General features: G+C 70.8%; 15 protein-coding genes and 1 tRNA gene. 5 read left to right on the top strand and 11 right to left on the bottom strand.

The genetic code is table 11. The features are described 5' to 3' along the window. Positions 1–23 precede the first annotated feature (23 nt). Positions 24–2,234 (bottom strand): catalase/peroxidase HPI, encoded by a 2,211-nt coding sequence (gene katG / locus ACYQ7X_RS01655; RefSeq protein ID WP_459695074.1) that lies wholly within the window; start codon positions 2,232–2,234, stop codon positions 24–26. Between the two features lie 502 nt (positions 2,235–2,736). Here katG and ACYQ7X_RS01650 point away from each other — a divergent pair. Then, on the top strand, positions 2,737–3,642 hold the full coding sequence (locus tag ACYQ7X_RS01650) for a hydrogen peroxide-inducible genes activator (RefSeq protein WP_459695073.1): 906 nt from the start codon (positions 2,737–2,739) through the stop codon (positions 3,640–3,642). A gap of 21 nt (positions 3,643–3,663) precedes the next feature. On the opposite strand, the gene ACYQ7X_RS01645 is transcribed toward ACYQ7X_RS01650, so the two are convergent. From ACYQ7X_RS01645 to ACYQ7X_RS01610, 8 genes are all read right to left on the bottom strand, one after another. Further along, entirely contained in the window at positions 3,664–4,395 is a 732-nt protein-coding gene (locus ACYQ7X_RS01645; RefSeq protein WP_459695072.1) for an anti-sigma factor, read from the bottom strand. Next, complete coding sequence (locus ACYQ7X_RS01640; RefSeq protein ID WP_459695071.1) at positions 4,392–4,928, bottom strand: sigma-70 family RNA polymerase sigma factor; 537 nt, start codon at positions 4,926–4,928, stop codon at positions 4,392–4,394. The genes ACYQ7X_RS01645 and ACYQ7X_RS01640 overlap by 4 nt, the downstream gene beginning before the upstream one ends. A 198-nt stretch (positions 4,929–5,126) precedes the next feature. After that, a complete protein-coding gene (locus ACYQ7X_RS01635; RefSeq protein WP_459695070.1) occupies positions 5,127–6,605 on the bottom strand; it encodes a cobyric acid synthase in 1,479 nt (492 codons plus the stop codon). Between the two features lie 47 nt (positions 6,606–6,652). After that, positions 6,653–8,878, bottom strand: coding sequence for a DNA topoisomerase IV subunit A (gene parC / locus ACYQ7X_RS01630; protein WP_459695069.1), 2,226 nt, complete (start codon positions 8,876–8,878; stop codon positions 6,653–6,655). Next, positions 8,871–9,659: a DNA repair protein RecO gene (recO, locus tag ACYQ7X_RS01625; RefSeq protein ID WP_459695068.1), complete on the bottom strand. Its 789-nt coding sequence runs from the start codon at positions 9,657–9,659 to the stop codon at positions 8,871–8,873. The genes parC and recO overlap by 8 nt, the downstream gene beginning before the upstream one ends. Positions 9,660–9,665: 6 nt before the next feature. Next, the gene (gene moaB, locus ACYQ7X_RS01620; RefSeq protein ID WP_459695067.1) at positions 9,666–10,190 is read right to left on the bottom strand and encodes a molybdenum cofactor biosynthesis protein B; all 525 of its coding nucleotides are present in this window, start codon (positions 10,188–10,190) and stop codon (positions 9,666–9,668) included. Between the two features lie 10 nt (positions 10,191–10,200). Further along, on the bottom strand, positions 10,201–12,054 hold the full coding sequence (locus ACYQ7X_RS01615) for a lytic transglycosylase domain-containing protein (protein WP_459695066.1): 1,854 nt from the start codon (positions 12,052–12,054) through the stop codon (positions 10,201–10,203). Positions 12,055–12,183: 129 nt separating this feature from the next. Further along, positions 12,184–13,089, bottom strand: coding sequence for a uracil-DNA glycosylase (locus tag ACYQ7X_RS01610; RefSeq protein WP_459695065.1), 906 nt, complete (start codon positions 13,087–13,089; stop codon positions 12,184–12,186). Between the two features lie 154 nt (positions 13,090–13,243). Between ACYQ7X_RS01610 and ACYQ7X_RS01605 the strand changes: the two genes are divergently transcribed. The 3 genes from ACYQ7X_RS01605 (at position 13,244) to ACYQ7X_RS01595 (ending at position 15,989) form a co-directional block, all read left to right on the top strand. Next, on the top strand, positions 13,244–14,965 hold the full coding sequence (locus tag ACYQ7X_RS01605) for a tetratricopeptide repeat protein (protein WP_459695064.1): 1,722 nt from the start codon (positions 13,244–13,246) through the stop codon (positions 14,963–14,965). A gap of 17 nt (positions 14,966–14,982) precedes the next feature. Further along, positions 14,983–15,924 (top strand): 4-(cytidine 5'-diphospho)-2-C-methyl-D-erythritol kinase, encoded by a 942-nt coding sequence (locus tag ACYQ7X_RS01600; RefSeq protein WP_459695063.1) that lies wholly within the window; start codon positions 14,983–14,985, stop codon positions 15,922–15,924. Next, a tRNA-Gln gene (locus ACYQ7X_RS01595) sits at positions 15,915–15,989 on the top strand. The genes ACYQ7X_RS01600 and ACYQ7X_RS01595 overlap by 10 nt, the downstream gene beginning before the upstream one ends. Positions 15,990–16,035: 46 nt before the next feature. Here the strand turns inward: ACYQ7X_RS01595 and ACYQ7X_RS01590 are convergent. Next, positions 16,036–17,313 (bottom strand): DUF1501 domain-containing protein, encoded by a 1,278-nt coding sequence (locus ACYQ7X_RS01590; RefSeq protein ID WP_459695062.1) that lies wholly within the window; start codon positions 17,311–17,313, stop codon positions 16,036–16,038. Then, positions 17,310–18,713, bottom strand: coding sequence for a DUF1800 domain-containing protein (locus ACYQ7X_RS01585; RefSeq protein WP_459695208.1), 1,404 nt, complete (start codon positions 18,711–18,713; stop codon positions 17,310–17,312). Before ACYQ7X_RS01585 ends, ACYQ7X_RS01590 begins: the two co-directional genes overlap by 4 nt. Before the next feature lie 188 nt (positions 18,714–18,901). Here ACYQ7X_RS01585 and ACYQ7X_RS01580 point away from each other — a divergent pair, with 188 nt between their 5' ends. Continuing rightward, on the top strand, positions 18,902–21,301 hold the full coding sequence (locus ACYQ7X_RS01580) for a DUF6600 domain-containing protein (RefSeq protein WP_459695061.1): 2,400 nt from the start codon (positions 18,902–18,904) through the stop codon (positions 21,299–21,301). Positions 21,302–21,400: the final 99 nt, after the last annotated feature.

The following is a 21,400-nucleotide window of genomic DNA, read 5'->3' as shown; positions in this document are numbered from 1 at the left end:
CCGGTCCCCGGGCTAGCCAAGGCTCAGGCGAGATCGAAGCGATCGAGGTTCATCACCTTCGTCCAGGCGGCGACGAAATCCTGGACGAATTTCGCCTCCGCATCACGCTCGGCATAAACCTCGGCCACCGCCCGCAGGATCGAGTTGGAGCCGAAGACGAGATCGGCCCGCGTGCCGCGCCACTTGGCCGCACCGCTCGCCCGGTCCCGCCCCTCATAGACGCCCTCTTCGCCTTCGACCGCCTTCCACTCGGTCCGCATGTCGAGCAGGTTCACGAAAAAGTCAGTCGTGAGCTGGCCGGGGCGATCGGTCAACACACCGGTGGAGGAGCGGTCATAGGTCGCGCCGAGGGCCCGCATGCCGCCGAGCAGTACCGTCATCTCGGGCGCCGTCAGCGTCAGCAGCTGCGCCTTGTCGAGCAGCACCTGCTCGGCATCGGCGCGATGCTCGTCGCGCACATAGTTGCGGAAGCCGTCGCCGATCGGCTCCAGCACGGCGAAGGATTCCGTGTCGGTCTGCTCCTGGCTCGCATCCGTGCGCCCAGGCGCGAAGGGCACGCTCACCGCATGGCCAGCATCGGCCGCCGCCTTCTCGATCGCGGCAGAACCCGCGAGCACGATGAGATCCGCGAGCGAAACTTTCTGGCCGCCCGGCACACGGGCGTTGAAATCCTTCTGGATGCCTTCAAGCACGCCGAGCACGCGGGCGAGTTCCGCCGGCTGGTTGACCGCCCAATCCTTCTGCGGGCTGAGGCGGATGCGCGCGCCGTTGGCGCCGCCGCGCTTATCCGATCCGCGGAAGGTCGAGGCGGAGGCCCAGGCGGTGAGCACGAGATCACGCACCGAAAGGCCCGAGGCGAGCACCCGCGCCTTGAGATCGGCAACCTCGGCCGCGCCCACCAGCGGATGATCGGCGGCCGGCACCGGATCCTGCCAGATGAGTTCCTCGGCCGGCACTTCGGGGCCGAGATAGCGGGCCCGCGGCCCCATGTCGCGATGCGTCAGCTTGAACCAGGCGCGGGCGAAGGCATCCGCGAACTGCTCCGGATTTTCGTAGAAGCGGCGCGAGATCTCGCGATAGGACGGGTCGGTGACGAGGGCGATATCGCTCGTCAGCATCGCCGGCGCATGGCGCTTGGCCGGATCATGGGCATCGGGCACCGTGCCTGCGCCCGCCTCGCCCTTCGGCTTCCATTGATGGGCGCCGGCCGGGCTCTTCGTCAGCTCCCATTCGTAGCTGAAGAGATGATGGAAGTAGTCGTTGCTCCACTGCGTCGGCTTCGTCGTCCAGGTCACTTCGAGGCCGCTGCTGATGGTATCGCCGCCATGGCCGGAGCCGTAGCTGCTGTGCCAGCCAAGGCCCATCGCTTCCAGTGGCGCCGCTTCCGGCTCGGGCCCGACGAGGCCGGCATCGCCCGCCCCATGGGTCTTGCCGAAGGTATGGCCGCCGGCGATCAGCGCCACCGTCTCCTCGTCATTCATCGCCATCCGCGCGAAGGTTTCGCGAATGTCGCGCGCCGAGGCCAGCGGATCGGGGTTGCCGTTGGGCCCTTCGGGATTGACGTAGATGAGGCCCATCTGCACCGCGGCCAGCGGGTTCTCAAGGTCGCGCTCGCCGCTGTAGCGCTTGTCGCCGAGCCAGGTGTCCTCGCTGCCCCAATAGACGTCCTGATCCGGCTCCCACACATCGGCGCGGCCCGCCGCGAAGCCGAAGGTCTTGAAGCCCATGGATTCGAGGGCGACATTGCCGGTGAGGATGAGAAGATCGCCCCAGGAGATCTGCTTGCCGTATTTCTGCTTGATCGGCCAGAGCAGGCGGCGCGCCTTATCGAGATTGACATTGTCGGGCCAGCTGTTGAGCGGCGCGAAACGCTGCTGGCCGGAGCCTGCGCCGCCGCGCCCGTCGCCCGTACGGTAAGTGCCGGCGCTGTGCCAGGCCATGCGGATGAAGAAGGGCCCGTAATGCCCGAAATCCGCCGGCCACCAGGGCTGGCTATCCGTCATCAGCGCGTGCAGATCACGCTTCAGCGCGGCGTAATCGAGCTTCTTGAACTCCTCGGCATAGTTGAACGCCTCGCCGAGCGGGTTCGAGAGCGGGCTGTGCTGATGCAGAAGGCCGACATTGAGCTGCTTCGGCCACCAATCCCGGTTGGAGCGCAGGCCGAACAATGCCGTCCGCACCGCACCGTGAACAACGGGGCACTGCCCCCCCGTCGGGCTACCTGTTCCGTCCATGTTTCCTCCTCAGCATTTCGCGCTCATGTCGCGCTTGCCGGGTCCGGCAGGCATCGGGCCGGCGCGGCAAGCTTGTCCGAACCGAAGCGTCAGAGCCTCCGGTTCGCTGGCTTGCGCAGGCTAGCAGAAGCACCGGAATGAAAGAAGCCTAAGAAATACAATCGTTCTGATAGACAACGCCTATACCGCGACGCAGCAAGGCCTCGCCGTAGAAGATATCATCACATCGTCACGCGCTTTCCTGGTCTGGCCCTGGGTCATTTTGTTTTTTTATCATAATGATCTGGCCGCGGGATCTTCTTAGCATCGGATCGTCCCGTTGGCAGATCACGACCGGTCGCGGCGCCCTTGGCGCGATGACGCGCAGATCAGATTACTGTTTCGGTGAGCGGGCATCACGCAGGCGCTTGCAATTAGCAGCCATTATGGGAAGCTCGGCGCCGGGCGCCTGCCTGCACGCGGCAAGACGGTTCAGAAAAATCGCAGGCGGCGGGAGACGGTGATGAACACCAGCACCTTGCGCTACCTTCTGGCGATCGTCGATACCGGCAGCTTCGGCCGCGCCGCCGCCCTCTGCCGCGTCAGCCAGCCGACGCTGTCCGTGCAGGTGCGCAAGCTCGAAGAGACGCTCGGCGTCACCCTGCTCGAACGCCATACCCGCATGGTGATCCCAACGCCCGCCTGCCACCGCATCCTCGGCCATATGCGCGCGGCGGTGGCGGCGGCGGACCGCATCCTGGCCGAAGCACAGCGCGAGCAAGACCCGCTGGCCGGCCGCCTCCGCCTCGGCATCATCCCGACGCTCGCTCCCTATCTTCTGCCGCTGGTCTTCGCGCCGCTGCGCGCGGCCTTCCCCGCCCTCGCCTTCGAGCCCTGGGAGGAGCAGACGGCCACGCTGCTTCGCCTGCTCCGCGCGCATGAGCTTGATGCCGCCCTCCTCGCAAGCGATGCGGAGGGGAGCGATCTTATCGCCCGCCCGCTCTTCACCGAGGGCTTTCTCGCAGCCCTGCCGCCCGGCCATCCGCTCGCCAGCCGCCCGCATGTCGCCGAAGAGGATCTCGCACCCGATATCCTGTTGCTCGCCGAAGGCCATTGCCTGCGCGAACAGGTGGTCGCCGCCTGCGGTGGGGAACGGGGAGCCGCCTCCGGCGCGCTCCGCGCGGCGAGCCTGCCGACGCTCCTCAACATGGTCGCCGCCGGCTACGGCACCACCTTGATCCCGGCGCTCGCGGCGCGGGCCGCGGAGGATATCGGCGTGATGCTGCGGCCGCTCGCCCGCCACACGCAGCGGCAGGTCTCGATCGTCTGGCGGACGCATTTTCCCCGTGAAGCGGCGATCGAGGGGCTCGGCCGGGTGATCAGCGGCCAGGTCGGCGCGGCGCTGGCCGCCCGCGCGCCGGCAGCCTGAGGGCCCGCGCCCGCGCCCCCTTCAGCCGCTGATCACGAAGGCCGGCAGATGCCCCTGCCAGAGCACCGGGCCCTTGGGCAGGCCGGTCGGCGAGCCGCCCTTCTGTTCGAGGCTGATCATCAGCTCCATCGGCCCGCGCGCGGCGGCCGGCAGGGTCACGCGGTCACCCGTCACCCGCAGCAGGCTGACCGGGCGTGGCACCTTCGCCCCATCCGGCAACATCCAGAGTTCGAGGCTCTGCGCATCCGAAACCGCGATATGCTGGAGCGGGCGGAGGGACAGCGTCTTGTCGCTTCCCGCGGCAACGAGCCAGGCAGGCGCGCCGCCGGCGGGCGGCACCATCACCGCGCTCGCCAGTGGCACCGGCGGCATCAGCGGCGCCGGCGGCCCGCGCAGGAGCACGATCACCGCCATCGCGGCGGCGAGCGCGAAGCCCGTGGCCGTCGCGCCGCGCCAGAAGCCAAGCCGGTCGAGCAGGCTCGGGCGGCGGGCGGCGCCGGCCCGCGGCTCCGCGAGCGGCACGGGGCTCAGCCCGCAGCTTTCCACGATGCGCGGCCAGAGGCTTTCCGGCGCCGGGCTTTCGGCGACGAGGCGGGCGAGCGGGCTCAGCCGCTGCTCCCAATCAGCGATCGCTGCCGCGAAGGCGGCATCCCGCTCGGAACGTGCGGCCGCGGCCGCACGTTCCGCCCCTTCCAGCACGCCGAGGGCGTATTCAGCCGCCAGCACATCATCCTCGTCCCCCGCGCCGCTCATGCTTCGAGGCACCGCTTGAGGCTCGCGAGCGAGCGCCGGATCCAGGATTTGACGGTGCCGAGCGGCGTGCCGGTCTTATCGGCAATTTCGCTATGGGAAAGACCGTCGGCATAGGCCTGCATGAGGAGGCGGCGCCGGTCCGGCTCCAACTCATCAAGGCAGCGGCGGAGGGCGGCGCCCTCATCGCTCGATTCGAGAAGGGCGAGCGCGCTCGGGCTCTCATCCTCCTGCTCCGGCGGCTCGTAGCCGCCCTGCTCGCGCGAGCGGCGGCGGGTGATGTCAAGCGCGCGATAGCGCAGGATGCTGATGAGCCAGGCGGCGGCGGCGCCTTTGGCGGGGTCGAAGCGCACCGCCTGGTTCCACACCTGCACGAAGGCATCATGCGTCGCATCCGCGGCAAGCGCCGGGTCGCGCGTGATGCGCAGCGCCAGGCCGTGCAGCCGGGAGGATTGCGAGTCGTAGAGGCTGCGGAATGCCGCCCGATCGCCCGAGGCGCAGCGAAGCAGAAGGGCGGTCAGATCCCCGTCCCTCAACTCCTGCGCGAGGCCTTGCCGTGTAGCCAGAGCCGGACCCCCCCCGATGCCGCGCGCAGGGCGCGCATAAGCCAAGGCCCGCATATTGCCTGGGCGGCGGCGGGTGGCAAGCCGGCTTCTCGCATCAAGGGCGAAGAATGCCATCGCGGGCATGTCCGATCCGTGGTTGCGGCGGACCGATTTCCGCCAGCATCCCCTTTACGCATCGGCGCCCCGGGCGGATGCCGCGAGGGCCAGCATGCCCGCGATGTCGCAATGCTGGGCGAGGTGATCGGCGAGGGTATCGAGGGCGGCCATCACCTCCGCCCGATGGCCGCGCGGCGCGTGGCCGAGCTGGAAGCGCGCGCGCCAGGCGGCGCGCTGCCGGTCGTCCTCGAACAGCCCATGCACGTAGCTGCCGAGCACCCGGCCATCGGCCGATGCCGCGCCATCGAGCCGCCCATCGCCGAGGCGCACCAGCGGGCGGCGGCAATCCGGCCCGAAGCTGCGGCCCATATGGATTTCATAGCCGGTGAAGGGCGCGCCATCGGCGATGGTCTCGCCCGCCACCTCGGCGAGGCGCTTCGGCCCTTCGAGCACAGTCTCGATATCGAGCAGGCCGAGGCCGGGAACGGCGCCGGGCGGCCCCTCGATGCCATCGGGGTCGGCGATGCGCCGGCCGAGCATCTGGTAGCCGCCGCAGAGGCCGAGGATGCGGCCGCCCCGCCGCGCATGGGCGAGGAGATCGGCCTCCCAGCCATAGGCCCGCAACGCGGCGAGATCGGCGATCGTGGTTTTGGAGCCGGGGAGGATGACGAGATCGGTCTCGGGCGGCAGCGGCGCGCCATCGCGCAGCAGGCGCAGCTCGATATCGGGCTCCGCGGCAAGCGGATCGAGATCGTCGAAATTGGCGATGCCGGGCAGCACCGGCACGGCGATGCGGAGCAGCGCCCCCGCCTTCGGCGGGAGGGTGGCGAGGTCGGCCGCATCCTCGGCCGGCAGCCGCGCGGCGGCGCCGAGATGCGGCACCAGGCCGAAGCTCGGCCAGCCGGTGCGCTCGGCGATGAAGCGCATGCCCTCGGCGAAGAGCGTCGCATCCCCGCGCATGCGGTTGACGATAAAGCCGCCGATGCGTGCGGCATCGGCGGCCGGCAGCACCGCCCGGGTGCCGACGAGGCTCGCGATGACGCCGCCGCGGTCGATATCGCCGACGAGGACGACCGGCACGCCCGCGGCTTCGGCGAAGCCCATATTGGCGATGTCATGGGCGCGGAGATTGACCTCGGAAGCGCTGCCCGCCCCTTCCACGAGCACGATATCGGCCTCGGCGCTGAGGCGCGCGAAGCTCTCCAGCACGCGGGGGAGCAGCTGCGGCTTGAGCCGCTGATACTCCGCCGCCCTTGCCTGGCGCCAGACCTGCCCCTGCACCACGATCTGCGCGCCGACCTCGCTTTGCGGCTTGAGCAGCACGGGGTTCATATGGACTGAGGGCGCGACGCCGGCGGCCAGCGCCTGGAGGGCCTGGGCGCGGCCGATCTCGCCGCCCTCGGCGGTCACGGCGGCGTTGTTGGACATGTTCTGCGGCTTGAAGGGCCGCACGCGCAGCCCCCGCCGGGCGAGCAGCCGGCAGAGCCCGGCGGTGAGCAGGGATTTGCCGACGCTCGACCCCGTGCCTTGCAGCATCAATGCGCGTGTCATGCCGCCCGCCTGTCGATCCGCCTCAAACGCGCGTCACCAGACCCGCCTCACCCCGCTCCGAAGCGGCCGGATTTCGGGAAGCCCACCGGCGGCTGGCGGCCGGTCTGCGCCCGGGTGCCGAGCCAGTCCCGCAGATTGGTCTCGGTCCGCGTCCGCTCGCCGGATTTCCAGGAAAGCCCGTCCGCCAGGCGGAAGACGCGGATATCGGCCACTCCACCGTCCTTGTACTTCTGCAACTGCACGCCCATGCCCCGCGCCATCTCGGGCACCTGATCGAGCGGGAAGATCAGCAGCTTGCGGTTCTCGCCGATGATCGCGAGATGGTCGGCCGCGCCCACCGGCTGGGCCAGCGCCAGCTCCTCCCCGGGCTTGACGGTCATCACCTGCTTGCCGGCGCGGCGCTCGGCCAGGAGATCCTCGGCGCTGACGATGAAGCCGCGGCCGGGCGAGGAGACGAGCAGGTATTTCGCCCCCGCCACATGGGTGAAGAGGGTGACGACCTCGTCCTCGTTGCCGAATTCGGCAATGAGGCGGATCGGCTGCCCATCGCCCCGGCCGCGCGGAATGTCATTCGCCTTCAGCGTATAGGCCCGCCCATTGGTCGCGAGCAAAGTGAGCTTGTCCACCGTCTCGCAGGCGAGCAGCAGGCGGAGCCCGTCCCCCTCCTTGAAGCGCAGTTCGGCATCGGGGGCGACGGCACCCTTCACCGCGCGGATCCAGCCTTTCTTGGAGAGGATCACGGTGATCGCCTCGCGTTCCACGAGCGCCGTCTCGTCGATGGTGACGGCGGCGGGCGGCGCGCCGATGAGGCTGCGGCGGCGCCCGAGCGGCCCATCCCCGAACCGGGTGCGGATGCCTTCCAGCTCGCTCACGATCCGGTCCCAGCGGCGCCCCTCATCGGCCAGCAACGCGCGCAGCTCCTTGCCTTCCTTGGAGAGGGATTTGTGCTCCTTGCGGATCTCCACCTCCTCCAGCCGCCGCAGCGAGCGGAGCCGCATGTTGAGGATCGCTTCCGCCTGAAGATCGGAGAGATCGAAGGCCGCCATCAGCGCGGGCTTCGGCTCATCCTCCTCGCGGATGATGCGGATGACCTCATCGAGATTGAGATAGACCGCGAGATAGCCATCGAGAATTTCGAGCCGCCGCTCGATCGCGGCGAGCCGGTGGCGGCTGCGGCGGGTCAAGACCTCGTGGCGATGATCGAGCCAGGCGCGCAGCACCTCCCGCAGCGGCATCACCCGCGGCGTGCGGCTGGCATCGAGGACGTTCATGTTGAGCGGAAAGCGGGTTTCGAGGGCAGAAACGCGGAACAGGCTTTCCATCAGCATCGCCGGCTCGATGCTGCGGGTCTTGGGTTCCAGCACGATGCGCACCTGCTCGGTGCTCTCGTCCCGAATATCGGCGAGGAGCGGCAGCTTCTTCTCCTCCATCGCCTGGGCGATCTGCTCGATGAGGCGGCTCTTCTGCACCTGGTAGGGGATTTCCGAGATGACGACGGACCAGGTGCCGTGCTTTCCCTGCTCCACCGTCCAGCGCGCACGGATGCGAAAGCCGCCGCGCCCGGTCTCGTAGGCCTGCAGCAGCGCCGCGCGGTCCTCGACGATCTCGCCGCCCGTCGGGAAATCCGGCCCCGGCATGAAATGCAGAAGCTCTTCCGTGCTGGCGTCCGGCTTGCGGATGAGCAGGATCGCCGCGGCGCAGACCTCGGCCGCGTTATGGGGGGGGATGGAGGTCGCCATGCCGACCGCGATGCCGGCCGCGCCATTGGCGAGCAGGTTCGGGAAGTTGCCGGGCAGCACCAGCGGCTCCTGCTCCTCGCCGTCATAGGTCGGGCGGAAATCGACCGCATCCTGGTCGATCCCTTCCAGCAGGGCCTGGGCCACCTCGGTGAGGCGCGCTTCGGTGTAGCGCATGGCGGCGGCGTTATCGCCGTCGATATTGCCGAAATTCCCCTGGCCCTCGATGAGTGGGTAGCGGACGGAGAAATCCTGCGCGAGGCGGACCATCGCCTCGTAGATCGAGGCGTCGCCATGCGGATGGAACTTACCCATCACGTCGCCCACCACGCGGGCGCATTTCTTGAAGCCCGAGCTCGGATCGAGCCTGAGCTGCTGCATGGCGTAGATCAGCCGGCGATGCACGGGCTTCAGCCCGTCCCGCACATCGGGCAGGCTGCGGGACATGATGGTGGAAAGCGCATAGGCGAGGTAGCGGTCGCTCAAGGCGCCGGCGAGCGGCGCTTCCTCGATATGGCCTGCGAGATCGTCAGGCATCTGGGTCTCCGGTCGTCATCCTCGGTGGCGCGGCCGGCGGCTCGGGAAGGCCGAGCCGCGCCTCGACCATCTGATAGAGATGCAGGCGGGCTTGGGGAAGCGGCCGGTGGTGATGGCCGAAGGCATCGCGCTCCAGGAAATGGCCGGTCAGGCGCAGCGCATCCCGCCAATCCTCCGCCCCCTCGGCCGGCCGGTTGGCGCCGGGGCAGAGAAAGGCGGGCAGCGGCAGCAGCCGCGGGCCCCAGCCACCCGCCGCCGTGGCCGTCACCGCGCGGCCGGTGCGCGGCGATACATAGGCGAGCCCCTGCCGCTCCCCCGTCACCGCGCAGGCGGAGAGATCGAGCCCGTAGCCGAGATCGGCGAGCAGCGTCAGCTCATAGGCGGCCAGATCGCCGGGGCTCGCGTGGTGCGTCGCGATACGGGGGAGGAGGTGCAGCAGCGCCGCGAAACTCGCGCCATGCGGCTCATGCTCGGGCAGCGCCCCGGCGGAGACCGCGCAGGCCGCGCGCAGCAGGGCGAGGGAAAGCCCCTCCTCCATCGCGCCGGGCGCGATCGCCTGCACCATCTCGCCCGACATCGTGCCGAGCTGATCGGCGAGCCGGCCGACCCAGCGGAGCGCCAGGAGATTGCCGCTCTGCCACAAGGCCGCCTGGCGGCGACCGGCGCCGCCGCGCACGAGGCCCTTATGCAGGCCGTGCGCGGCTGTGAACACCGAGACGATGAGATCGGCTTCCCCGAAGGCGCGGGCTTCCAGCAGGATGCCGGGCGCCTCCCATTCCATCCCGCCTCAGCGATGCTCCTGCAGGCGCGGCATGAGTTCGACGAGGTTGCAGGGCCGCGTGCGGATATCGAGCTGGGCGTTGAGGATATCGTCCCAGGCATCCTGCACGGCGCCGGTGCTGCCGGGCAGCGCAAAAAGATAGGTGCCGCCGGCGACCCCGCCGACCGCGCGGGACTGGATGGTGGACGCCCCGATCTTGGCGTAGCTCAGCATGCGGAAAAGCTCGCCGAAGCCGACGATCTCCTTTTCCAGCACCCGGGAGAAGGCTTCGGGCGTCACGTCCCGCCCGGTGATGCCGGTGCCGCCGGTGGTGATGACGACATCAACCTGCGGATCGGCGATCCAGGGGCGGAGGATGGCCTCGATCGCGTCCGCGTCATCGCGCACGATGCGGCGGGCGACGAGCCGGTGCTCCGCCACCTCGATCCGGGCGACGAGCGCATCGCCGGAACGGTCATCCTCCAGCCCCCGCGTATCGGAGACGGTGAGCAGCGCGATATTGACCGGCAGGAAAGGGCGGGAGAGGTCCATGCCGCCCAGTTTAGTGGATCGTGGCGGAACTGGCGAGAGCCGTGCCCTCGCCCGAGGGTCCGGTGAGGCGAGGGAAATCCCCCTCCGCCAGGGCCCGCAGGCTCGGGTTCGGCAGGCTCATCTGCGCGGCATAGGCCCAGGCATAGCGCAGCACGCTGAACACGAAATCGCGCGTCTCGCGGTTCGGGATCATCTCGATATAGAGCAGCGGATCATGCCCGGCGACGGAGGCGTTGGCCCAGTCGGCGGTGGCGGCAGGGCCGGCATTGTAGCTCGCCAGGATGCGGATGAGATCGCCATCGATCCCCGATTGATCGGCGAGATAGCGCAGATAGCGCTGGCCCATTTCGAGATTGTACTGCGGATCGGTGAGCCCGCCGGGGCCGCGGCGGATCGGCCGCGGCCCCCACTTGTTCATATAGGCGGCGGTCGCCGGCATGAGTTGCAGAAGCCCCCGCGCCCCGGCACCCGATACCGCCTTGGGATCGAAATTCGATTCCACCCGCACCAGCGCATAGAGCAGCGCCGGATCGACGTGCAGCCCATGCGCCGGATGCAGCGAGAGCGGTGGGATGACGACGCCGCCCGGCGGATGCCCTGGCTGCAGGGCGGCGATCTGGCTCGCGAGCGTCGCCATCCCCGCCTTCCAGGCGACGAGCATGACGGCGCGGCTCAGCCCTGCATCATGCGATACCTGGGGATAGAGCGCGCGCAGTTCCTGCTCGGCCAGATCGCTCCGCCCGACCTGCAGCAGGGCGAATGCCCGGGCGCCGGCGGGCGTGGCGGCCACCGCCTCGACATCGGCAAGGCCCAGCATCTGGTGGCTGAGATCGGCGCCGCCATCCTCGCCCAGCATCCGGCCGGCGAGCATGGCATAGAAACCGGTGCCGCTGCCGGCGCTCCGGCGCATCCATTTCAGATAGAGCAGTTGCTTGCCCTGGCGGAGCGCGGCCCGCGCGGCCCAGAAGCTCGCGGCGGATTTGAGATCGTCGGAAGCCTGCGGCGCGGTCGCCGCGGCGGTGAAATCGTCGAAGGCGATCGCCTTCTGGTCCTGCCAGGCGGCGAGGCCGGCGACGAAGGCCGGCAGGCCGATCTTCCCCTCCGCCTCCGCCATCCCGCTTTCGGCGAGGCTGGCGGCGAAGGCGTTATGGCCATTGGCGAAGGCGATCCGGGCGACATCGCCGCGCAGCTCGGCGCCGTAGAGCGGGTCGATCCGCGCCGCCGCGATCGCGGCTTCCGCCGCCGCGAGCTTGCCGGCATGCGCCAGGGCCAGCACCCGGGCATCGAGGCCGGGAAGGCGCGTGATGCCCTGATCGGGCGGCCCCATGTCGAGATCGGCGCTGCTCGGCGCGGCGGGCGGCGCGAGGAAGGGCGGCAAGGCCAAGGCCGGCAGGGCGTCCTTCTGGCCGCGCAGGCGAAGCGAGAGGATATGCAGGATGGCCGGCGCCTGCGGCTGGTCGCCGTAGCGCTTCAGCCAATCGCGCAGCTTCTGCGCGCTCGGCTTGGTGAAGGGGCTCTCGTAGCGCTCGGCGAGGATGGTGCCGAGCAGCATGCGGTTGGAGAGCTGCTTGGTCATGCTCTCGGCCGCCGCCATATCGCCCTTGGCCTGGAGCGCAAAAATCTGCCGCACGAGCGCCGCGTCGCTCGGGTTCAATGGTTGTGGAAAAGCTAACCCGTCACTGCCCTCAGGCTGTGCTCGCGGCACCGCATAGGCGGACTGGTCGCTGAGCTTGGTCTCCTTAGGTGTCTTTTCCTGCGCATCGGCATGCAGGCCAGGGGCGGCCGTTCCTGCCAGAATGGCAGCCCCGGCAATGATCGCCTTTGGGCTGAAAAGACGGGAGAACGAAACACCGATCCCTCGCATGATGGCGGTTGGCTACACCAGCCGGCAGCAGGGTTGCAACCTCGTGGTCATAATCGCTGCCCGCCGATTGACCAGACACGGGCAGATTCTGCCCAGAAACCGGGCGAATATGGCGCGATGAATTTTTTGTTAGCCCACCAAACGGGACCGCAAGAGCAACAAATCGGCCCAGGCCTCGCGCTTGGCGAGCGGCGTGCGCAGCAGATAGGCCGGGTGGTAGGTGGGCAGCGCCGGCACCGGCTGGGCGAGGCCGGGGATGGCGAGCGGCTGCCACCTGCCGCGCAGCCGGCGGATGCCCTCGGCGCTGCCGGTCAGCGCGCGCGCGGCGGTGGCGCCGAGCAGCACCAGCATCTCGGGCCCGACGAGCGCGATATGGCGGAGCAGGAAGGGCAGGCAGGAGGCGATCTCGCCCTCGGTCGGCGCGCGGTTGCCGGGCGGCCGCCAGGGCAGGATATTGGTGATCAGCACCTGGCCGCGATCGAGCCCGATCGAGCCGAGCATGCGGTCCAGCAACTGGCCGGAGGCGCCGACGAAGGGCAGGCCGGCGCGGTCCTCCTCCGCCCCCGGCGCCTCGCCGATCAGCATGATGCGGGCGGCGGGGTTGCCGTCGGCGAAGACCAGATTGGTGGCGGTATCGCGGAGCGCGCAGCCCTCGAAACGGGCGATGGCGGCGCGCAGCTCCTCGCGCGTGTGGGCTTCCGCGGCGAGGCTCGCGGCAAGCGCTGCCGCCGGCCGCGCGACCCCCGGCCGCGCCACGCCGGGCCGCGCGAGGGCAGGCTGGGCCGCGCCAGGCTGGGCTGGGCTGGGCTGTTCAATCCCAAGCTGGGCTGACTTGGGCGCGACAGCCGGCGAGCGCCCGGCTGCCACCGGCCGCACCGAGGCAGCGGCGACAGCGAGCGCCGCGGCAGGGGCGGCGAAATGATCGACCGGGTCGGGCGCGAGCCCCTCATCCGCCCCCCAGGCGAGCTGCAGGGCGAGAAGAGCCAGGGCTTCGCGCCGCGCCGCATCCGGTCCGGTCTCGAAAACGTCCGTCATCAGCGGGGGGCGGTCCGGCAAAAAGGCGCGCCACGCGGCGCGAGGGCTTCGTGCTGCATGGGCCATGACAAGCGCGTCATCGTCAAGCCGGCGCATGCGTCTTTCCCGCCTGCCCCGATGGCGCCCGCGCGCGCCGGCTGATAGCATCCGGGCCATGAGATACGCCCCCCTGCTCGGCCGCACCATCCTTCTCGCCCTCGCGCCTCTTTCCGCCTGTGCGGCCGCCGGTGCCCCGCTTTCCCCAGCCGGGGGCCGCGCTGGCGCCTACGGCAATTTCCTCATCGGCCAATATGCGGCGAGCCGCTTCGATTTCCCGGTCTCGGCCGATGCGATGCAGGCGACCCTCGCCAATGACCCGGCCTCCCGCCCGGTGCTCGCCGGGCGCACCTTCCTGATCGAGCTGCTCGCCGGCAATACCGATGCGGCCGGCAGGCTCGCCGCCGCCCTGCCCAAGGATGCGCTGGCCCAGCTCCTGCTCGCGGGCGAAGCGGCGCGGGCCGGGCATTGGCCGGACGCGCTGCGGCGCTATGAGACCCTGCCGGTGCAGGACGGGCTGACGAGCGTGCTGAAGCCGCTGCTCGTCGCCTGGGCGCAGCAGGGCGCGGGGCATACCCAGGCGGCGCTCGCCACCCTGCAAAGCCAGAAGAACCCCGCCTCGCGCGCCATCTTCGCGCTGCACACGGCGCTGATCGCAGATCAGGCCAAGCTGGTGACGATCGCGGCGCAGAATTACGGCATCGTGCAAGGCGCGCTCAACATCACCAATATGCGCCTCGCCCAGATCCTCGCGAGCTGGGATGTGCGGAGCGGCGACCCCGCCGCCGCCAACCAGATCCTCGATGGGCTCGCCCCCGATCTGGCCCTCGCGATGACCATCCCGGCGGTGAAGGCGACGCTGCAGACCATGCCGGTCGCGACCGCGACCCAGGGTTTGGCGGAGGTCTATGTCAATCTCGCCGCGGTGCTGGAGGATGAACTCGCCAACGGCCAGCCGAACCGCGGCAAGGTGCTGGCCGCGCAGCAGACGGTGATGACCCTGCTGCAGCTCGGCCTGCAGCTGGAGCCGGATCTCTCCGCCGCCCGCCTGCTGCTCTCCGAGGCGGTGGACCAGGGGGACAATACCGAGGTGGCGCTCGCCCCGCTCGAAAGCATTCCCGCAACCGACCCACTCTACCCGCTCGCCGTGCTTCGCCGCGCCGCACTACTCGCCCGCATGGGCCAGGGCAAGCAGGCGACCGGTCTGCTCGATACGCTCGCCACCCGCTTCCCGCACAGCCCCGAACCGCTGCTGGCCGAGGCCGATATCCTGCGTGGCGAGCGAAGCTGGCTGCCCGCGGCCGCGCTCTACACCAAGGCGCTCGCCCTGCTGCCCAAGGGCAGCCTCACCACCTGGCTCGTCTATTACGATCGCGCCATGTGCTACGACCAGGGCGGCGATTGGGCGAAGGCCGAGCCCGATCTGCAGGAGGCGCTCAAGCTTTCGCCCGGCCAGCCCTATGTCCTCAACTACCTCGCCTATAGCTGGGCGACCCGCAAGCAGCACCTCGCAGAAGCGCACAGCATGATCGCGCAGGCGCTGAAGCTGGTGCCGGATGACGGGGCGGTGATCGATAGCCTCGGCTATGTCGAGCTGCAGCAAGGCCAGGCGGCGCAGGCCGTGCGCACCCTGATGCGGGCGGTGCAGCTGGAGCCTGACGACCCGACGATCAACGCCCATCTCGGCGATGCCTATGCCGCGGCCGGCGAGCATCTGCAGGCGGTCTATCAGTGGCGGCGGGCAGTGCAGCTCGGTGCTGATGCGGGGCTCACGAAAGACCTGCTCGCCAAGCTCGATATGAAGCAGCCGACCGGCGCGCCCGCGCCTGCCAGCAACTGAGCGCGCGGGCGACGGCCATGCCGCCTGCCGATGCGGGCTTCGCGCCCGCCAAGATCAACCTCACGCTCCGCGTCGTCGGCCGCCGGCCGGATGGCTACCATCTGCTCGATAGCTTCGTGGTCTTCGCCGATATCGGGGACCGGCTGAGCGTCGCCCCGGCAGCCGGCCTGTCGCTCACCCTGCGCGGGCCCTTCGGGGAGGGTCTGGCCGGGCAGGGCGAGAACCTCGTACTGCGCGCCGCCCAGGCCCTCGCGGCGGCGGCGGGCATCACCCCGCATGGCGCGCTGACGCTCGAGAAGAACCTGCCGATCGCCTCCGGCATCGGCGGCGGCTCGGCCGATGCCGCGGCCGCGCTGCGGCTGCTCACCCGCTTCTGGGGCCTCGCCATGCCGCCCGCGGTGCTGGCGCGGATCGGCCTCTCGCTCGGCGCGGATGTGCCGGTCTGCCTTGGCCGCCAGGCGGCGCGCATGGCCGGGATCGGCGAGATCCTCTCGCCCTTGCCCGCGTTGCCGGCGGATCTCGGCCTGCTGCTGGTCAATCCCGGCCTCCCCTGCCCGACCGGCGCGATCTTTCGCGCCCGGGCGGAAAGCGGCGCGGGCTTTTCGCCGGCCGATGCGGTGCCGGAGGCGGCGGCGGAAAGCGCCGCTGGCCTTGCCGCCGCCCTCGCCGCCAGCGGCAATGATCTCGAAGCCCCGGCGATCGGCGTCACCCCGGCGATCGCTGCCGTGCTGGCGGCGATCCGCGCGGCACCGGGCTGCCTGCTCGCCCGCATGAGCGGATCGGGCGCCACCTGTTTCGGCCTCTTCCCCAGCCGCGCGGCGGCGGAAGCGGCGGCGGCTGGCCTGCGCCCGCCGGGATGGTGGCGCTGGGGCGGGGGCCTTTACGAGCCCGCCGCCCCGCTTTATGAGCAAGCCGCCGACGCCGGCAGGATGCCAACATCGGCGGGAATTGGGGCGTAGCCAAGCGGTAAGGCAGCGGATTTTGATTCCGCCATGCGGAGGTTCGAATCCTCCCGCCCCAGCCAGAATACGCGGCCTTTCAGAAATCTCGTCCCCGCCCCACAAGCCGCCTCACGCGGCGCGCAGGAGCCCGCCCATCGGCTGCACGCCAAGGCTCGCCGGGAAGATCCGCGCCAGCGCCCCATCCCCCAAGCCGAACTGCGCAGCGATCGCCCCTTTGGCGAGGGCGCGGATATCGGTGGTCGGCGCCAGATCGCGCGCCTCGAACAGCTGCCCCGGGGCGAGGCCAGGCCAGGTTCCCCGCACCGCTCCGCCCGCCACCCGCCCGCCCGCCAGGAAGGCGACGGTCGCGGTGCCATGGTCGGTGCCATGGGTGCCGTTCATCGCCGCCGTGCGGCCGAACTCCGTCGCCACCAGCACGACCGTGCTGCCCCAGGCCGGCCCCAGCGCCTGTTGCAGGCGGGCGAGCCCGGCATCGAGATTGATCAGCGCGCCATGCAGGCTGCTCACCTGGTTCGCATGGGTATCCCAGCCTTCGAGTTCGAAAGCGGCGATGCGGGGGCCTGCCGGCGCCGCCAGCAACTGCCCCGCCTTGGCGGCGAGGCCCGGGAAATCGTAGCGTGGCCGCTTGGCCTTCCGCCCCGCCATCATGCCATGGCCGCCGGGGTCGCCCGGCTCGTCCGACATCTCCTGCGCCTCGGCGGCTGCCACCTGCTGCTCGAACGCCATCTCCCGCACCCCCTGGCGGAGCGCGGGGCCGAGCAGCCGATCCGGCGCGTTGAGCGCCACCACCTTCTGGATGAGGGCGGGCGGCGCGGGGGCGAGCGCGATCGGCGCATAAGCGCCGACCGGCGCCGCACCTTCCAGCAGCAGCGGCATGGCGCGGCCGACGGCGAGGCCGCGAGCCACCGGCCCCTGGTTCTTCGGCAGTTCGAGCAGCAGGCGGTTGAGCCAGCCGGAGCTGATCGAGGGCGTCTCGGTGCCGAGCTGGAGCAGATCCTGCGCCTCGAAATGGCTGCGCGTGCGATAGGGCCCGGCCGCCGCATGCAGCACCAGCGCCTCACCCGCCTGATAGAGGCCGTGCAGATTGCTCAAGGCCGGATGCAGGCCATAGAAGCCGCCGAGATCGAGCATGCCCCCCGCCTGCCCGACCGGCGGGGGCAGCAGCGCCCCGCGTAACCCAGCGAGCCGCGCATCGCCATAGGGCGGCACCGCCGCCATGCCGTCGAGCGCGCCGCGCAGCAGCACGACGATGAAGCGCTGGTCGCCCGGCGCATCGGCGAGTGCGAGGCGCGTCCGCCCGACAGCGCCGATCGCAGTCAGGCCGAGCAGGGTCGCGCGGCGCGAAAGCGCAGCACCCGCCGGCACGGCATGGTGATCATCCATCATCGCCGCAGGAACTCCGGGCTCGAGAAAAGCATCGCCAGCGCCTCGCGCGGGGAGCCGGCGGCGGCAATCGCGCTGCGCGTCGCGGCGGATTGGAACGGCCCGAGCGCCGCCTCCGCCACCGCAGGCGCCGCCGCCTGCCGCGCCACGTCGCCGGCATAGGTGAAGCCAGCATCGACACGGGCGAGCAGCAGATCGGGGTCCGCCCAGGCGGTTGCCTGGTCAGGCCAGCCATTGGGCAGCGGCGCCGCCCAGAGCGGCTGGCCGAGCTGCGCGAGGAGGCCGAGCAGGCGCTGCGGCTCGGCCATCGCGGCGGTGGGCGCCGCGCGCAGCAGCGAGACGGTATAATCGAACGGCGTCTTGACCTTGCCGAGCGGCGGCGCCGCCATGCCGAGATCGATCAGAACCTCGTAGGCGGCGGTCAGCTGGCCGCCGCTCCGCGCCAGCGCCTGCGCGATACCCGCAACCGCCTCGGATGACGGGTCATCGCTCAAGAAATGCGTCGCCAACTGCCGGGCGATGCGGCGATAGGCGGTCGGGTAGGTCGCGAGGTAGCGCAGTGCCGCGATGCCGCCCGCCTCGCCCTCCGGGAAGTCCTGCCCCATCACCCGCTGCGGCCCCGGCTCATGCGCGAAGGGGCGAAACTTGAAGCCCGTCACCTCATCCCCGCCACCTTCCATCGTGGTGGCGGCGGACCAGCCGGTGAGCAGCTTCGCCATATTGGTCACATCCGCCTGGCTGTAGCCCGCTTCCAGCCCCACCGTATGCAGCTCCATGCATTCGCGGCCGAGGTTTTCGTTGAGTCCTCTCCCCGTGCGCTGGCCGGCGCGGCTGGCAGGCCCGATCGAGGTCTGATTGTCGAGATAGAAGAGCATCGCCGGATGCCGCTCCACCGCGAGCACGAGATCGGCGAAGCGGCCCGTCACATGCGGGCGGATCGCCTCGCGCAGGAAGGGGCCGACGAGGGCCGCGGTATCGCCCTGAAGAATGCTGACGCTGAAATGATTGGCCCAAAACCAGACGAGCCGCTCGCGAAACGGCGCCGCGGTGGTGGCGGCGAAGGCGAGCTGGGCTGCCGCGTCATCGGCATAAAGCTGGCGGGCCATCGGCTTGAAGCCGGCGAGCGGCGCATCCGCAGCCCCCTTCTTCTCCGCGAGGAAAGCCCGTCGGCGGATCGCGTCCTGCCGTGTCACGTCGAGCGCCGCCTGCCCCGTCGGCAGTTCGGCGAAAACGCCGGCGGCGAGGCCGGGATCGGGCCCGCGCAGCTGGCCGCGGAGCCAGGCCCGCGGCTCTCCGTCGAGCGTGGTGGAAGGCCCGGCGCCGAAGCCGAAACGCACCAGGGCGTGCATCGCCTGCTTGTCCATGCCCGCTGCGTACCACAGCCGCGCCGCCTGCTTTGTCACGAAAGGCAACGGCGCTTTCACGAATGTTTTCGCGCGTCCCGCCACGGGCCGATGCCGCGCGGCCGGTCTTCAACTTCTGGAGAGCGGGGCCGGCGCCACAGGCCGGTCATCATTTCGACCTCATATCTCCGCGAGGTTTGGCGATCCGTCAGACGTGCCGTTCCGTCTTGAACCCGAGGCCCCGCACCATGAGCTTTCGCGCCCGCTGGTCTCTGCTGCCGAGCGTCCTCGCCGGCATCAGCCTCGCCGCCAGCCCCTTCGCCGGCAACCCTGCCGCCTTCGCGCAGCAGGTGGCCGCGCCCCCTCCGCCGCCCGGCGCGGCGGCACCGGCGGCGGCCGATGCCGGCACGCCGCCGGCGCGCGTCGGCTGGCTCAGCAATATCGCGGGCGCCGTCTCCTTCCATAGCGCGGACCAGACCGAATGGACGGCCGCGACGCAGAACTATCCTTTCGCGACCGGCGACGCGCTCTGGACGCAGCCGCAGGCACAAGCCTCGATCTTTCTCGATTCCAGCCGCATCGCGCTCAACGGCGGCACAGAATTCACCGCCCAGGAGATCGACCAGGAAACGGCGGCGGCCGTTCTTTCCCAAGGCGAAATCTTCCTCAACCTCGTCGCGCTACAGAACGGGCAGAGCTTCACCATCCAGACGCCGCGCGGCACCGCCGAGATCGCCACCAGCGGGCAGTACGAGATCTACGCCGGCGATAGCACGACGCCGACCTATATCACCGTCGTCAGCGGCGCGCTGCAATTCACCCCCCTCGGGCAGAGCGCGCCGCAGACCGTCGGCCCGCAGCAGACGCTCGTGGTCTCCGGCACAGATCCGGTGCAGAGCCAGCTTGGCGCGATGCAGCAGGACCAGTTCCTCACCGCCATGCTGCGCCAGGTCGCGCCGCCGCCGCCCCCCGGGGCCGTGAGCGCGCCACCCGTCACCGCGGAGATGACCGGCACTTCGGTGCTGGCGCAATACGGCAGTTGGCAGGCGCAGCCGAGCGTCGGCGCCGTGTGGTTTCCGCAAGTGGCATCAAACTGGGTGCCCTATCGGGATGGGCGGTGGGCCTATATCCAGCCCTGGGGCTGGACCTGGGTTGACAACGATCCTTGGGGCTTCGCGCCCTTCCATTACGGCCGCTGGGCGGAATTCGGCGGCCGCTGGGGCTGGGTGCCGGCCCCGGCGATCGACCCCGGCTATCGCTATGCGAGCTACCAGCCGGTCTATGCGCCGGCGCTCGTCACCTTCCTCGGCATCGCGGCCGGCGCGGTAACGGCGGCGGCGCTGAGCTCCGGCTCCATCGGCTGGGCGCCGCTCGGCCTGCGCGAGCCCTACTACCCACCCTATGCGGTGCCGCCGCGCTATTTCAACGCCTATAACCGGCCGTACATGCCGGATTACAACCGCTTCTACCAGCAGAACATCACGGTGGTGAACAACCGCATCGACTATCGCAACGCGCAGATCATCAACAACCAGCAGAGCTTCAACATCGTCAACCGCCGGGGCGCGACCTTCGCGCCCGTGGCGGCCATGGTCGGCTCTCGGCCGATCGGGCCAGAGGCGCATGCCCTGCCGCCGGGGGCACGGCTCGCACCCTTCACCCCCGGCGCCCTGCCCCGCCAATTGCCGCGCCCGACCGCCGCCACCTGGGGGCTGACCCCGGCGCTCGCGGCGCGGGAGCATCTGCCGCCCGGCCCGCCGGGGGCGGCACCCCGCCCGCCGGCGCCGGGGCCCGCCATCCGCGCAGGTGCCTTCGCTCCGGGCCGACGCGGGCCGGCTCCGCAACTGGTACCGCATGCGGCGGTGGCGCCGCGCTTCGCGCCAGGCGTTCCGGGCGCGGTCGGCCATCCGCCGGGCCAGGGCTTGCCGGGCTTCGCCCCCGCCGCGGCGCCGTTGCATGCCGGCCTGCCGCCGGGCGCGCCGCACGCCGCTAGGCCCATGCCGGGCAACCAGCGCCCAGGCGGCCCCATGCCGGGCAGCCAGCACCCCTTCGCGCAGCACGCTCTGCCGCCCCTGCCGCAGGCGGGGGCCGCGCCGGGCGCCCCGCATCCCGCCTTCCGCCCCGCCGCACCCGGCGGCATGCCAAACCTTGCCGCGCCGGGAAACGGGGCGCATCCGCAAGCAGCTCGGCCGGCAGCACCTCAGCAGGAGGCACCTCGGCCGGGGGCACCTCGGCCGGCCGCGCCTCAGCCGGCCGCGCCTCAGCCGGCCGCGCCTCAGCCGGGAGGGCCGCGGCCGATGCCGCAGATGAACCATCAGCCGATGCCGGCGCCGAACGCGCCGCAGGCCCGCCCGGCCTTCACCCCAGCACCGCATATGGCGGCACCGCCTCGCCCCGCGCCCGCACCACGGATGGCAGCACCGCCGCGCCCGGCCCCGGCGCCGCAAATGGCCGCACCTCGCATGCCTGCGCCCGCGCCACGGATGGTGGCACCGCCTCGCCCCGCGCCCGCGCCACGGATGGCAGCACCACCGCGCCCGGCCCCCGCGCCGCGAATGGCCGCACCGCCTCGCCCGGCGCCGGCCCCGCACATGGCCGCGCCGCAGCCGGCGCCACATGGGCAGCCGCCGCGCCCACCAGGGCACTGAAGCAAGCGGTTCATGCCCGCTCAGGCTGTGTCAGACGCCGCTTGAAACGCCCCGACGCGTGGATGCCCGTGACGAGCACGGGCAAGACGCGTGCTTCCC

Source organism: Acidisoma sp. C75, from assembly GCF_054665095.1.
This window is presented reverse-complemented; position numbering and strand designations above follow the sequence as displayed.